Origin of the sequence: Streptomyces sp. NPDC048001 (assembly GCF_043203115.1) — a bacterium.
Classification (GTDB): Bacteria; Actinomycetota; Actinomycetes; order Streptomycetales; family Streptomycetaceae; genus Streptomyces; species Streptomyces sanyensis.
This window is the reverse complement of record NZ_JBIDBN010000002.1, coordinates 233451-246549: the sequence shown is the minus strand read 5'-3', so window position 1 is coordinate 246549 and position 13099 is coordinate 233451. Positions and strand designations below refer to the sequence as shown.

Sequence of the window (13099 nt, the reverse complement as noted above, 5' to 3'; positions counted from 1 at the left end):
GGGCTTCAGCCTCGCAGCTTGGGGTCGAGGGCTTCGCGCATGGCCTCGCCGAGCAGGGTGAAGCCGAGGGCGGTGATGATGATCCCGACCGCCGGGTAGACGGCCATCATGGGCTCGTTGTCGAAGAAGCGCTGCGCCTGGGAGAGCATCACGCCCCACTCGGGGATGGCCGGGTCGGGGTTGCCGAGGCCCAGGTAGGACAGGGCGGCGGCCTCGATGATCGCGGTGGCCAGGCTCAGGGTGGCCTGCACGATCACGGGGCTGATCGAGTTGGGCAGGATCTGCGTCAGGACGATCCGCCTGTTGCGGATGCCGAGGGCCTTCGCCGCGAGCACGTAGTCCGAGCCGCCCTGGGCGAGCATCGAACCGCGCAGCAGGCGGGCGAAGATGGGGATCTGCACGACACCCACGGCGATCATCACGGTGGTCAGGGACTGGCCCATCACGGCCGCGATGGAGACGGCGAGCAGCAGGGACGGCAGCGACAGCATGATGTCGGTGATGCGCATGATCACGGTGTCGACCCGCTGCCCGGCCCGCCCGCCGAGGGTGGCGGCCGCGCCGGAGAGCACGCCCACCAGGGCGCCGACGAGCAGGCCGATGAGCATGGAGACGACGCCCACCAGCAGCGTCTGGCGGGCGCCGACGAGCATCCGGGAGAACATGTCGCGGCCCAGGTGGTCCAGGCCGAACCAGTTCTCGCCGCGCATGCCGACGAACTTCCCCTGGTTGGCGAACACCTCGCCGCGCCAGGTCTGGGCGGTCGGTGTGTAAGGGGCGATCCACGGACCGACGACCGCGAGCAGCACGAACACCGCGATGACGACGGCGCCGATGACCGCCATCTTGCTCCGGCGCAGCCGCCTCATGGCCTCGCGCCAGAGGCTGGCGCCGCTGGTGGACTCGGAGGACTGCATCAGCTCCGCGAGCCGGTCGATCTTGTCGGCCTTCTTGGTCATGGTCGTCACGTCAGTGCACCCGCACTCTCGGGTCGATGAGGCTGTACGCGAGGTCGACCAGCAGGTTGATGACCACGTACACCATCGCGATGAAGAGGATGAACCCGACGAGCACGGGGTAGTCGCGCGCGTCGATCGAGGTGCGGATGAAGGAGCCGATGCCGCCGAAGGAGAACACCGACTCGGTGAGGACCGCTCCGGAGAGCAGGCTGCCGGTCAGCAGACCGACGGCGGTGACCACGGGCAGCATCGCGTTGCGCAGCACATGGCGGCCCCGGACGACCCTCTTCTCCAGGCCCTTGGACTCGGCGGTGCGGACGTAGTCCTCGCCCAGCACCTCCAGCACGCTGGCCCGGGTCATGCGCACGATCACCGCGAGCGGGATGGAGGCCAGCGCCACCGCGGGCAGGACCAGGTGCATCACGGCGTCCCAGCTGGCGTCGAACTCGCCGGTGAGCAGGCCGTCGAGGATCGCGAAGCCGGTCACCTGGGTGGCGTCCAGACCCGTGGACAACCGTCCGTAGCTGGGGAACCAGCCCAGCTCGACGGCGAAGACGCCCTTGAGGAGCAGGGCGAGGAAGAACACCGGGATGCAGATCCCGATGAGCGAGCCGGAGACGGAGGCCACGTCGATCCAGCCGCCGCGGTGCCTGGCCGCCAGGTACCCGAGCGGGATGCCGACGACGACGGCGATGAGGATCGCCGCGACGCTGAGCTCCACGGTGGCCGGGAAGCGCAGGGTGAACTCGTCCCAGACCGGCTGCCCGGTCTGGGTGGAGGTTCCGAGGTCCAGCTCGGCGATGCGCTTGAGGAAGCGCCAGTACTGGACGTGGACGGGCTCGTCGAGTCCCAGAGCCCGGTTGATACGTGCCACTTCGGCTTCGGTCGCCCGCTCGCCCAGGATCGCTGAGGCGGGTCCGCCGGGCAGTCGGTTCAGCCAGAGGAACAGCAGGACCGACAGGCCGAGCAGGGTGGGAATGAGCTGTAGCAGTCTTCGTACGACAAGTCGCAGCACCCCGCATGCCCCTTTCTCACGTGCGTCGATGCGGGTCCGCCCGGCCACCGTGACGCGGTGGCCGGGCGGACCCGCAGGTGTGCGTTACTTGAAGGAGACCTCGGCGAAGTTCTCCTGCGTGAGCGGGGAGACGTTCGGCGGGTTGACGTTCTTGCCGAAGGCGATGGCCGGCGGCGAGGAGGAGATCGGGAGACCGGGCAGGTACTCCATGATCGTCTCGTTGGCCTTCTTGTAGGCCTCCACCCGGTTGCTCGGGTCGGCGACCTTGGACGCGGCGTTCACCGCGTCGAAGACGGCCTTCTCATCGAAGCCCCACTGCTTGTCCTTCTTCGCGAACCAGGTGCCGATGAAGTTGTAGCCGTCGTTGAAGTCACCGGTCCAGCCGAGCATGTGCAGGGCGCAGGAGCCCGACTCGGTGGCGTCCAGGTAGTCCGGGGCCCACTTCATGGCCTTCGGGGTGACGGTGACGCCGGCCTTCTCCAGGTCGGCCTTCATGCGCTCGAACATGTCCTGCGGGGCGGGCATGTAGGGGCGGGTGACCTCGGTCGGGTAGCAGAACTCGATCGAGAGCCTCTCCTCACCGGCCTTCTTGAGGAGCGCCTTCGCCTTGGCGGTGTCGAAGGGGTAGGTCTTCACCGCGTCGGAGAAGCCGGCGACCGTGTCGGGCATGAACTGGGTCGCGACCTTGCCGCCCTCGGGCAGCTGCGTCTTGACGATGCCCTCGCGGTCGATGGCGTGGGCGATGGCCTGGCGGACCTCGGGCTTGGTCAGCGCCGGGTTGGCCGTCTGCGTCATGCCGACGTAGAAGAGGTTGAAGACGTCGCGGGTCGGGACCTCGAAGCCCTCGCCCTCCAGCGTCTTGACGTCGGCCGGGGCGACCAGGTCGTAGCCGTCGATGTCACCGGCCTGGAGCGCCTGGCGGCGGCCGTCCTCGGTGTTGATGGTGCGGAAGACCAGGTTCTTCACCTTGGCCTTCTCACCCCAGTAGTCCTCGAAGCGTTCGAGGGTGACTTCCTTGTTGCCCTTGTTCCACTTGGTGATCCGGTACGGGCCGGTGCCGGCGACCGTGCCGGCCTCCTGGCTGTACTTGGGGTAGGTGATGGCGTCGCCCTTGGCGGTCGCCTCCTGCTTCTCGTACTCCTTGATGGCCTTCGGCGAGTGGATCGCCAGGGCCTGGAGGGAGAATCCGCCGGGAAGGTTCGCGGAGGGCTCGTTGACCTCGATGACGGCGGTGCTCTCGTCCTTCGCGGTGCAGGACTTGTAGTTCGCCGGAGATGCCTTCGGGTCCTCGTTCTGGGCGAAGCCGCCCATGACCTTGCGCCAGTAGTAGGAGACCGCGTCCAGCTGGTAGGTGCCCTTCCAGTTGAACCAGTGGTCGTAGTTCGCGCAGACGGCGGCGGCGTCGAATGCCTCACCGTCGTGGAACTTCACACCCTTGCGGAGGTTGAAGGTCCACACGGTCCCCTCGGGATTGCTCGACCAGGTCTCGGCGAGACCGCCCACGAGTTCGCTGCCGCCGGACTCGTGCTCCAGCAGGGCCTCGAAGGCCTGGCGCGTGACACGGAACGTTTCTCCGTCACTCGCCAGTGCGGGGTCCAGCGACCCGGGGTCACCGGCGCCGGCGAACACGAACGTGTCCTTGCCGTCCGCCTTGTCACCGTCCTGGCCCCGCTCACTGGCACAACCGGTCGCGATCAGGCCGACGGAGACCGCCGCCGTGATCGCCCGGATCGCCCCGGACTTGAATATTCGCATGGGTCCACCCCTGGTTCACCATGTGGAGAGGTCTTGACGGCCGAACACTACAGACGGGAACCACCCGGGAGAACAGTCCGGATAGCGGTGATACCTAGTCGAGACCCGGACGTTCAACAAACCGGCCGGATACGGGACATCCCTATCGGGCCGGTTAACACTCTTGACATTTACGGCGGTTCAGAGGTGCATTCTCGGAATTACATCCCGCGTTCCGGACAACTCCGCACGCACCGCGCCTTCCTGACCAGACACCCCCGAAGCGCCCACCACGACGAGCGCCCCGGCGGGGGCTCAGCGCGGGGCGGAGCCGGGCTGCGGGTAGCCGTATCCCGGTGCGGCGGGGGCGCCGATGTGCGCCTCCCGGTCGTAGAAGGGGCGGGAGGCCGCCCGCATCCACAGCGCGACCGGGTCGTAGTCGTCGGACAGCGCGACGGTGGAGACCGGCAGGCCCTCCGGGACGGCCGCCACCGCCTGCCGCATCATCGCCCGGGCCGCGTCGACCGAGGCGGGGGAGCCGTCGTACAGGTCGAGGCCGACGGCCAGGTAGGCCACGCCGACGGAGGGCTGCACCCAGGCGCGGCGGAGCGAGCGCACCGCCGGGGTGCGGTGCGCGTGCTGGGTGAGCAGGGCGTAGAACTGCGGGATCTCGACGGCCGGCTCGGACAGCCTCAGCGGCCCCGCGGGCATCCGGTCCAGCCCCGTGGCGATACGGCGCAGGTCCGGCCAGGGGATGCCGACCCCGCCGCCGGGGGCGTGCGGGTTGAGCCAGATCCCGAGGCGCTCCGGGTAGAGGGAGCGGGCGACCTCGACCGCCGGGGTGACGTCGTGGGCGCGGTTCCAGCCGGAGACGGCGAGTTCCTGGGCGGAGGTCACACAGGGCACGTAGCCGAGGCCCTCGACCTCCATCGCGCCGTACCGGGCGTCGGGGGACCCGGGCTGCCCGTGCCAGAGCAGCATCCAGACCCGGCCGCCGGCCGGATCCGCGAGGGCGCGCAGCAGCGCCTCGTACGCGTCGAAGCGTCCGGGAGTCACCTGGCGCAGCATGTGCTCGACCTGCCCGGTCGCCGCGGTGCCTTGCGCGCTCACCCTGGGTTCCGCCCCTTCGTCCTCATCGATCCGGGGGCACGATCCGACGATCCCCCCGCCCGCCGCCTGCCGGTCGCGCCCTGCGCCCGCCGGGATGGCCCGCGGTACATCCGTTCAGGCCATCAAACCAGCTTAGGCGGGCGCGGCGACACAGGCCCGGCCCCCGGACCTCCTCACGGGGTGTCCGCACACGGTGCCGCCGGGGCCCGGACACCGTGCCCACGGGCGCCCGGGCGCGGGTGCCGGCGGGTGGGCGCGCCGGGCCCGGCAGGTGCTCAGAGGGGGTGCCGGGCGTAGAACGGGCGGACCCGCTCCGACATCCAGTCGCCCACGGGGTCCTGCGCGAGGTCCAGCAGGACCAGGTTCACCGGCCAGGGGACCGCGACACGCCCGAGGGCGCGGCCGAGGGCGTCCATGGCGGCCCGGCGGCCGGCCTCGTCCGGCGCGGAGAGCCGGACGGCGACGAAGAGCGCGGGCGGCGCCGCCTCGACCGAGGCCAGCGCGCGGCAGGCGGTGAGCACGGCACCGGAGGCCTCGAACTCGCCGGCCGCGGCCGCGAGGAAGTCGACGGGCTCCTCCTGCCAGTCCGGCTCGAACAGCCGGACCCGCCCGCCGGTGGGCTCGCCCTCCGGCGGGGTGCGGCCGCCCCGGCACAGCTCGGCGACGGCGGGAGGGGGCAGGGGCACCGCGACGGCGCCGCCCGGGTTCACGGCGATGCCCAGCTGCGGCGGCAGACCGCGGGCGAAGCCGACCGCGGGGGCCACGGTGAATGCCAGGTGCGCCCCGGCAGCGGCGCGGAACTGCTGCTCGGAGCTGAAGACGGGGACGTACGCGGCACCGTCGATCTCGGTGGTCGGCAGGTCCAGATGGGGGCTGTCGGGGCCGCCTCCGTTGGGCAGGGGTATCCAGAGGTGGCTGCGGGCGAGCACCTCGACGATACGGGCGCCTGCGGAGGGGTTGCCGAGGGACGCGGCCAGCGTCTCCTCCAGTTCGTTGGCGGGCCAGCCGTGCTGCGGGTAGTCCATCTGCTCGTCTCTTCGTCGCGGTCCCACGACCCGGGCGTCCCCGGGGACGCCCCGACTCTATTGCCCCGCCCCGCCCCGCCGTTCCCCCGGGCGCCTCAGCCGGAGAAGGCGACGGAGCGCAGGGCTCCCGCCGCCGGGCGGTCGAGCAGCACCGCGGAGGCGCACCCCGCGGGCAGGCGCCCCTCCTCCGCCCGGCGCACCAGGCGGCCCACCGCGCGGCGGTGGCGGGCGAAGGCGTAGGAGGAGACCCCGCGGCCGCGCTCGCGCTGCCCCTCCCGGGCCACCTCGGCCGAGACGTCGAGCAGCACCAGGTGCAGGGCCCGGCCGCGCCGCGCGGCCTCCCGGGCCAGCCAGCGCCGGACCCACGCCTGGGTGCCGCAGTCGTGCACCACGAGGCTCCCCCCGGCGCGCAACGCGCGGCGCAGCCCGGCGTAGTGGGCGATCCGCACGAGAGGGCGGTAGACGGCGTAGGGCAGCCACCGGGGGGTGGAGGAGTCGAAGCGGTCGCGGGTGTCCTGGGAGTCGACGCCGAGCCCCCCGGCGGACCGCTGGATCAGCGTGGTCTTGCCGCTTCCGGGCAGGCCGGACACGACCACGAGGTCCCCCGCGGCGAAGGTCAGCCGCCGGGGGCTGCGCCCCGGCCGGTCGCGCAGGTCGCGCAGGACGGGCGCGGGCGCGCCGACGGTCCCGCCGGCCGGGGCGCCCGGCCGGGCCGGGACCCCCGTGGCCGCGGCGTATGCACCGGACCGCTGCACCGTCATCACCCTCCCCCTCGCCGGGCCCCGTGGCCCGTCGCCTTGAGCCTGCTCACGCAGTGTAAAGAACGGGTAATACACATTGGTCCATTTCCGCGGCGGTGTGCCGAACGGGACCGGGTCCTCGCCGAGGGTTCCGGTACCGCACTCCCCCACTCTTCCCCGATGCGTGTCATGATGTGCGCGCCAACTGCATACCGGCCGCTTGAATCCGCGCGGGAGAGTCCCTGCCACCCGGTGGCGGGCGCCGAAGGAGCAAGTTCCTCCCTTGAATCTCTCAGGCCCCGTACCGCGCGCGACGAGGCAGATCTGAAAAGCGGGCCGCCCTGCGGTCCCACCCAAGGTGCAAGCCGTGACCGTCCGTACACCATCCGTACGCGGGGTCTCGGCGAACCTCTCAGGTTCCGATGACAGATGGGGAGGATTGTCCTCGTCGCCATGCCCTGGGAGCCAGATCCATGAGCACTTCCCCCCGCCGTACAGCGCTCGATGCCCTGCATCGCTCGCTGGGCGCGACCATGACCGACTTCGCCGGCTGGGACATGCCGCTGCGATACACCAGCGAGCGCGACGAGCACCAGGCCGTCCGCACCCGGGCCGGGCTCTTCGACCTCTCCCACATGGGGGAGATCACCGTGACCGGCCCGCAGGCGGTCCAGCTGCTCGACCACGCCCTGGTCGGGAACATCTCCACCGTCGGCCCCGGCCGTGCGCGGTACACGATGATCTGCCGCGAGGACGGCGGGATCCTGGACGACCTCATCGTCTACCGCCTCGGTGACACCGAGTACATGGTCGTCGCCAACGCGGGCAACGCCCAGGTGGTGCTCGACGCGCTGACCGAGCGCGCCGCCGGCTTCGAGGCGACCGTCCGCGACGACCGCGACGCCTATGCGCTGATCGCCGTGCAGGGCCCCGAGTCCCCGGGGATCCTGGCCTCGGTGACCGACGCGGACCTGGACGGGCTGAAGTACTACGCGGGGCTGCCCGGCACCGTCGCCGGCGTCCCGGCGCTGATCGCGCGCACCGGCTACACCGGCGAGGACGGCTTCGAGCTGTTCGTCGAGCCGCAGCACGCGGAGAAGCTCTGGCTGGCGCTGGCCGAGGCGGGCCGGGAGAAGGGGCTCGTCCCCTGCGGGCTGTCCTGCCGCGACACCCTCCGCCTGGAGGCGGGGATGCCGCTGTACGGCCACGAGCTGACCACCGCCCTGACGCCCTTCGACGCGGGTCTGGGCCGGGTCGTGAAGTTCGAGAAGGCCGGGGACTTCGTCGGCCGCGAGGCCCTGCGCGCCGCCGCCGACCGGGCCGAGACCGCGCCGCCGCGCAGGCTGGTCGGCCTCGTCGCCGAGGGCCGCCGGGTGCCGCGCGCCGGGATGGCGGTCGTGGCCGGCGGCGAGGTCGTCGGCGAGGTCACCTCGGGCGCCCCGAGCCCCACCCTGGGCAAGCCGATCGCCATGGCGTACGTGGACGCCGGGCACGCCGAGCCCGGTACCGCGGGCGTGGGCGTCGACATCCGCGGGAGCCACGAGCCCTACGAGGTCGTCGCGCTGCCCTTCTACAAGCGCCGGAAGTGACCCCGGCACCGGGCCCCCGCCCGGTGCGGCGGCGCACGACCGTCCACATGCCGTACACGTTCACCACCACTCCCCCGCGTACAGGAGAATTCAGGTCATGAGCAACCCCCAGCAGCTGCGTTTCAGCAAGGAACACGAGTGGCTGTCGCCCGCCGAGGACGGCGTGTCGACCATCGGCATCACCGAGTTCGCGGCCAACCAGCTGGGCGACGTGGTGTACGCCCAGCTCCCCGAGGCCGGCGACACGGTGACCGCGGGCGAGACCTGCGGCGAGCTGGAGTCGACGAAGTCCGTGAGCGACCTCTACTCGCCGGTGACCGGCGAGGTCGTCGAGTCGAACCAGGCCGTGGTGGACGACCCGTCCCTGGTGAACACCGCTCCGTTCGAGGGCGGGTGGCTCTTCAAGGTGCGCGTCAGCGAGGAGCCGAAGGACCTGCTCTCCGCTGACGAGTACACCGAGTTCTCCGGCAACTGAGGATCATCCCTATGTCGCTTCTGAACACCCCTCTCCACGAGCTGGACCCGGACGTCGCCGCCGCCGTCGACGCCGAGCTCCACCGCCAGCAGTCCACCCTCGAGATGATCGCCTCGGAGAACTTCGCTCCGGTGGCCGTCATGGAGGCCCAGGGCTCCGTCCTGACCAACAAGTACGCCGAGGGCTACCCCGGCCGCCGCTACTACGGCGGCTGCGAGCACGTCGACGTGGTCGAGCAGATCGCGATCGACCGCATCAAGGAGCTGTTCGGCGCCGAGCACGCCAACGTGCAGCCCCACTCGGGTGCGCAGGCGAACGCCGCCGCGATGTTCGCCCTGCTGAAGCCGGGCGACACGATCATGGGCCTGAACCTGGCCCACGGCGGCCACCTGACCCACGGCATGAAGATCAACTTCTCCGGCAAGCTCTACAACGTGGTCGCCTACCACGTGGACGACGCCACCGGCCAGGTCGACATGGCCGAGGTCGAGCGCCTCGCCAAGGAGTCGAAGCCGAAGCTGATCGTGGCCGGCTGGTCGGCGTACCCCCGCCAGCTGGACTTCGCCGCGTTCCGCCGGATCGCGGACGAGGTCGGCGCCTACCTCATGGTGGACATGGCCCACTTCGCGGGCCTGGTGGCCGCGGGCCTGCACCCCAACCCGGTGCCGCACGCCCATGTGGTGACCACGACCACCCACAAGACCCTCGGCGGCCCGCGCGGCGGCGTGATCCTCTGCACCTCCGAGCTGGCCAAGAAGATCAACTCCTCGGTCTTCCCGGGCCAGCAGGGCGGTCCGCTGGAGCATGTGATCGCGGCCAAGGCGGTCTCCTTCAAGGTCGCGGCCTCCGAGGACTTCCGCGAGCGCCAGCAGCGCACCCTGGACGGCGCCCGCATCCTCGCGGAGCGCCTGGTGCGCGAGGACGTCACGGAGCACGGCGTGTCCGTGCTCTCCGGCGGCACCGACGTGCACCTGGTCCTGGTGGACCTGCGCAACTCGGAGCTGGACGGCCAGCAGGCCGAGGACCGCCTCCACGAGGTCGGCATCACGGTCAACCGGAACGCCGTCCCGAACGACCCGCGGCCGCCGATGGTGACCTCGGGCCTGCGGATCGGCACCCCGGCCCTCGCCACCCGCGGCTTCCAGGCCGAGGACTTCCGCGAGGTCGCCGACATCATCGCCGAGGCGCTGAAGCCCAGCTACGACGCCGCGGCGCTGCGCGCCCGGGTGACCGCCCTGGCCGGGAAGCACCCGCTTTACCCTGGTCTGTAACCGGACCGGACACCGTCGCTGCCCGGCGTGAGTCGCCGGCACGACGACAACGGGGCACCCCGCCCGCCGTGCGACGGGCGGGGTGCCCCGCACCACGCCCCCACGCACCGCCCTGCACCGCCCGGCAGACACCGCCGTCTACCACCCTCAAGGAGTCCCCCGTGGCCATCTCGGTCTTCGACCTGTTCTCGATCGGCATCGGCCCGTCCAGCTCCCACACGGTGGGCCCGATGCGCGCGGCCCGCATGTTCGCCCGGCGCCTGAAGAACGAGGGCCTGCTGGCCCACACCGCCTCCATACGCGCCGAGCTGTACGGCTCGCTCGGCGCCACCGGGCACGGCCACGGCACGCCGAAGGCCGTCCTGCTGGGCCTGGAGGGCAACTCGCCGCGGACCGTCGACGTGGAGACCGCCGACGAGCAGGTCGAGCGGATCACCTCCGGGGGCCGCCTCAGCCTCCTGGGCATGCACGAGATCGCCTTCGACGCCGACGAGCACCTGGTACTGCACCGGCGCAAGGCCCTGCCCTACCACGCGAACGGCATGACCGTCGCCGCCTTCGACGCCGAGGGCGCGACCCTCCTGGAGAAGACCTACTACTCGGTCGGCGGCGGCTTCGTCGTCGACGAGGACGCCGTGGGCGAGGACCGGATCGTCCTCGACGACACGGTGCTCAAGCACCCCTTCCGCACCGGCGACGAGCTGCTGCGGCTCACCCGGGACACCGGGCTGTCGATCTCCGCGCTGATGCTGGAGAACGAGAAGGCCTGGCGCACCGAGGAGGAGATCCGCGAGGGGCTGCTGGAGATCTGGCGCGTGATGCAGGCGTGCGTCTCGCGCGGCATGTCCCGCGAGGGCATCCTCCCGGGCGGCCTGAAGGTGCGCCGCCGGGCGGCCACCACCGCCCGCAAGCTCCGCTCCGAGGGCGACCCGACGGCCCTGGCCATGGAGTGGATCACGCTCTACGCGATGGCCGTGAACGAGGAGAACGCCGCGGGCGGCCGGGTGGTCACGGCACCGACCAACGGCGCCGCGGGCATCATCCCGGCGGTCCTGCACTACTACGTGAACTTCGTGCCCGGCGCGGACGAGGACGGCGTGGTGCGCTTCCTGCTCGCCGCGGGCGCCATCGGCATGCTGTTCAAGGAGAACGCCTCCATCTCGGGCGCCGAGGTCGGCTGCCAGGGCGAGGTCGGCTCCGCCTGCTCCATGGCCGCCGGCGCGCTCGCCGAGGTCCTCGGCGGCTCCCCGGAGCAGGTGGAGAACGCCGCCGAGATCGGCATGGAACACAACCTGGGCCTGACCTGCGACCCCGTCGGCGGCCTGGTGCAGATCCCGTGCATCGAGCGGAACGGCATGGCGGCGGTGAAGGCCGTGACCGCCGCCCGGATGGCCATGCGGGGCGACGGCAGCCACAAGGTCTCCCTGGACAAGGTCATCAAGACCATGAAGGACACGGGTGCGGACATGTCGGTCAAGTACAAGGAGACCGCCCGCGGCGGTCTCGCGGTGAACATCATCGAGTGCTGAGGGGGCAGGCCCCGACCGGCATCCGCACCGTCGGGCACGGGCCGGCGGGCGAGCGCCACGGCCCCCGGCGCCCAGAGCGCCAGGGGCCGTCGGTGCCCGTCGCAGGGAGGGGACGGGCACCGCGTCACTTGTTCAGGTGGGCCCAGAACTCGTCGAAGGACAGAAGCTTGTCGCCGTCGGCGTCCTGCGCCGCGATCACTGCCTCGGCCACCGGCTCCGTGACGTTCCAGTCGCCCATCTGCGCCATGGCCGTCTTGTACTCGGCCGCGGTGATGTAGCCGTCGCCGTCCGCGTCGAAGCGCCTGAACGTCTCGCGTGCCGTCTCGATGTCCGCCACGGTCCACCCCTTCTCGATGCCTTGCTGAGGGTGATCAGGTTAGCGGTCGCCGCTCCCGGCCCGGCGGGGAGGCCGCCTCCCGGCCGGGGCGGTACGGCACGGGCGAGCGCGCGGCGGCGGACGTGAGACGATCATGGACGGCGGTCGGGCGACACCCGGCCGGGGGTCTCCCGCGCACCCCTCCCGGGAGACACGGGCACCCCCCGGCCGCCGCCCTGGAGCCCCGGCCCCGGGCCGCGCCGCGCAGGACTGCGACCCGCCGTCCGCCACGCAGCTTTCATCAATGATTCACTCATCAGATCTCATAATCATGCATTGATTTGCAGGCAAGTAGTCAATCTCACCTAGGATTCATTTGCACAATCAGAGCTATGTTCACATGTGGTCGATTTGCCGTTTTGGAGCTGCAGCGTCCATCTGTCATAGTCGGTGGCACGACCCCCATTGACCCGGGCCAGGTCGTCCACGGTTGCCGTGGCTACACCCCACCCCGTCCACGGCACTGCACACGGAAGCCCCCAGCCGCCCACCATGGCGCACGGGGGCTTCCGTGTACCCGCGCCGCAGGGCCCGGCCCGTTCACCGCTCCATGATCCGCATCTCGAACCACGTGGTCTTCCCGCGCGGCAGCAGATCGACCCCCCAGCGGTCGGAGAGGGTGTCCACGAGGAACAGACCGCGCCCGCTGGTGTCCATCTCCTGGACGGGCATCAGGCAGGGCAGCCCCCGTGAGGGGTCCCGCACCTCGATCCTGATCCAGCCGCGGCGGCGGACCATCCGCAACCCGAAGACGCGGGCGCCGGTGTGGCGCACCGCGTTGCCGACGAGTTCGGAGACCAGCAGGACGGCGTGCTCGCAGGTCTGGGCCGGCAGCGCCCAGCGCAGCAGCACCCCCGAGGTCAGCCGGCGGGCCACGCCCGCGGACTCGGGGCGGGACGGCAGGCGCACCTCGCCGTCCGCCGGGCTCCCGTACAACTCCAGCGCCTTCAGCGCCTGTTCGTCGTCCACGGCCGGAACCCACCGCGCTGCGGTCGCGCCCGCGCGCTGCCGTGGCTGTCCCGTACCCTCCAGGCCCGCCATGGCTCCATGATGGCCGCTGTGTGCTGGACCCGAGGGCCTTCCACCGGAACGCGCCCCCCTTTGACTCAATCCCGAACCCGCTACGGCATATGACGGACGCGTGGGACGTTCCCGGGCGACCGGCCGGACCTGCGACGGCACCGCCCGCGGCCGGACAAGCCCCGAGCCGGGCGGCCGGAAGGAGTCGGGCCACCCGCACGGAGCGCGGAGCCGCGCATCGGGTTGACGCGCGGCC

The 13099-nt window shown here is 71.4% G+C and carries 12 protein-coding genes and 1 riboswitch; of the genes, 4 read left to right on the top strand and 8 right to left on the bottom strand.

Features of this window, described 5'->3' with window-relative positions; all coding sequences use genetic code 11:
* Nucleotides 1-5: 5 nt before the first annotated feature.
* From ACGF15_RS05380 to ACGF15_RS05355, 6 genes are all read right to left on the bottom strand, one after another.
* Nucleotides 6-959 (bottom strand): ABC transporter permease, encoded by a 954-nt coding sequence (locus ACGF15_RS05380; RefSeq protein WP_392797057.1) that lies wholly within the window; start codon nucleotides 957-959, stop codon nucleotides 6-8.
* 10 nt (nucleotides 960-969) lie between these two features.
* Nucleotides 970-1974, bottom strand: coding sequence for an ABC transporter permease (locus ACGF15_RS05375; RefSeq protein WP_345614206.1), 1005 nt, complete (start codon nucleotides 1972-1974; stop codon nucleotides 970-972).
* A gap of 84 nt (nucleotides 1975-2058) precedes the next feature.
* Nucleotides 2059-3729, bottom strand: a complete 1671-nt coding sequence (locus tag ACGF15_RS05370; protein ID WP_392796957.1) for an ABC transporter substrate-binding protein — start codon at nucleotides 3727-3729, stop codon at nucleotides 2059-2061.
* Between the two features lie 294 nt (nucleotides 3730-4023).
* Entirely contained in the window at nucleotides 4024-4818 is a 795-nt protein-coding gene (locus tag ACGF15_RS05365) for an enhanced serine sensitivity protein SseB C-terminal domain-containing protein (protein WP_362606718.1), read from the bottom strand.
* Nucleotides 4819-5093: 275 nt separating this feature from the next.
* On the bottom strand, nucleotides 5094-5843 hold the full coding sequence (locus ACGF15_RS05360; RefSeq protein ID WP_392796956.1) for an enhanced serine sensitivity protein SseB: 750 nt from the start codon (nucleotides 5841-5843) through the stop codon (nucleotides 5094-5096).
* A 95-nt stretch (nucleotides 5844-5938) separates the two neighbouring features.
* Nucleotides 5939-6604 carry an AAA family ATPase gene (locus ACGF15_RS05355; protein ID WP_345614210.1) on the bottom strand — a complete coding sequence of 222 codons (666 nt, stop codon included), beginning with the start codon at nucleotides 6602-6604 and terminating at the stop codon, nucleotides 5939-5941.
* 200 nt (nucleotides 6605-6804) lie between these two features.
* A riboswitch (glycine riboswitch) is annotated at nucleotides 6805-6900 on the top strand.
* A 156-nt stretch (nucleotides 6901-7056) separates the two neighbouring features.
* Here ACGF15_RS05355 and gcvT point away from each other — a divergent pair.
* From gcvT to ACGF15_RS05335, 4 genes are all read left to right on the top strand, one after another.
* Nucleotides 7057-8172, top strand: coding sequence for a glycine cleavage system aminomethyltransferase GcvT (gene gcvT / locus ACGF15_RS05350; protein WP_392796955.1), 1116 nt, complete (start codon nucleotides 7057-7059; stop codon nucleotides 8170-8172).
* Nucleotides 8173-8269: 97 nt separating this feature from the next.
* Entirely contained in the window at nucleotides 8270-8647 is a 378-nt protein-coding gene (gene gcvH, locus ACGF15_RS05345) for a glycine cleavage system protein GcvH (RefSeq protein ID WP_256522904.1), read from the top strand.
* A gap of 11 nt (nucleotides 8648-8658) precedes the next feature.
* Complete coding sequence (gene glyA / locus ACGF15_RS05340) at nucleotides 8659-9918, top strand: serine hydroxymethyltransferase (RefSeq protein WP_256522905.1); 1260 nt, start codon at nucleotides 8659-8661, stop codon at nucleotides 9916-9918.
* A gap of 161 nt (nucleotides 9919-10079) precedes the next feature.
* Entirely contained in the window at nucleotides 10080-11447 is a 1368-nt protein-coding gene (locus ACGF15_RS05335; RefSeq protein WP_345614212.1) for an L-serine ammonia-lyase, read from the top strand.
* A gap of 124 nt (nucleotides 11448-11571) precedes the next feature.
* Here the strand turns inward: ACGF15_RS05335 and ACGF15_RS05330 are convergent, their stop codons facing one another.
* A complete protein-coding gene (locus ACGF15_RS05330) occupies nucleotides 11572-11784 on the bottom strand; it encodes an EF-hand domain-containing protein (RefSeq protein WP_345614213.1) in 213 nt (70 codons plus the stop codon).
* Between the two features lie 579 nt (nucleotides 11785-12363).
* On the bottom strand, nucleotides 12364-12864 hold the full coding sequence (locus tag ACGF15_RS05325; protein WP_345614214.1) for an ATP-binding protein: 501 nt from the start codon (nucleotides 12862-12864) through the stop codon (nucleotides 12364-12366).
* Nucleotides 12865-13099 lie beyond the last annotated feature (235 nt).

Bases quoted from the DNA above. Each gene is read 5' to 3' on its own strand.
- gcvT (WP_392796955.1), top strand. From the start codon at position 7,057: ATGAGCACTTCCCCCCGCCGTACAGCGCTCGATGCCCTGCATCGCTCG.
- ACGF15_RS05355 (WP_345614210.1), bottom strand. From the start codon at position 6,604: ATGACGGTGCAGCGGTCCGGTGCATACGCCGCGGCCACGGGGGTCCCG.
- ACGF15_RS05360 (WP_392796956.1), bottom strand. From the start codon at position 5,843: ATGGACTACCCGCAGCACGGCTGGCCCGCCAACGAACTGGAGGAGACG.
- ACGF15_RS05325 (WP_345614214.1), bottom strand. From the start codon at position 12,864: ATGGCGGGCCTGGAGGGTACGGGACAGCCACGGCAGCGCGCGGGCGCG.
- ACGF15_RS05370 (WP_392796957.1), bottom strand. From the start codon at position 3,729: ATGCGAATATTCAAGTCCGGGGCGATCCGGGCGATCACGGCGGCGGTC.
- ACGF15_RS05380 (WP_392797057.1), bottom strand. From the start codon at position 959: ATGACCAAGAAGGCCGACAAGATCGACCGGCTCGCGGAGCTGATGCAG.
- gcvH (WP_256522904.1), top strand. From the start codon at position 8,270: ATGAGCAACCCCCAGCAGCTGCGTTTCAGCAAGGAACACGAGTGGCTG.
- glyA (WP_256522905.1), top strand. From the start codon at position 8,659: ATGTCGCTTCTGAACACCCCTCTCCACGAGCTGGACCCGGACGTCGCC.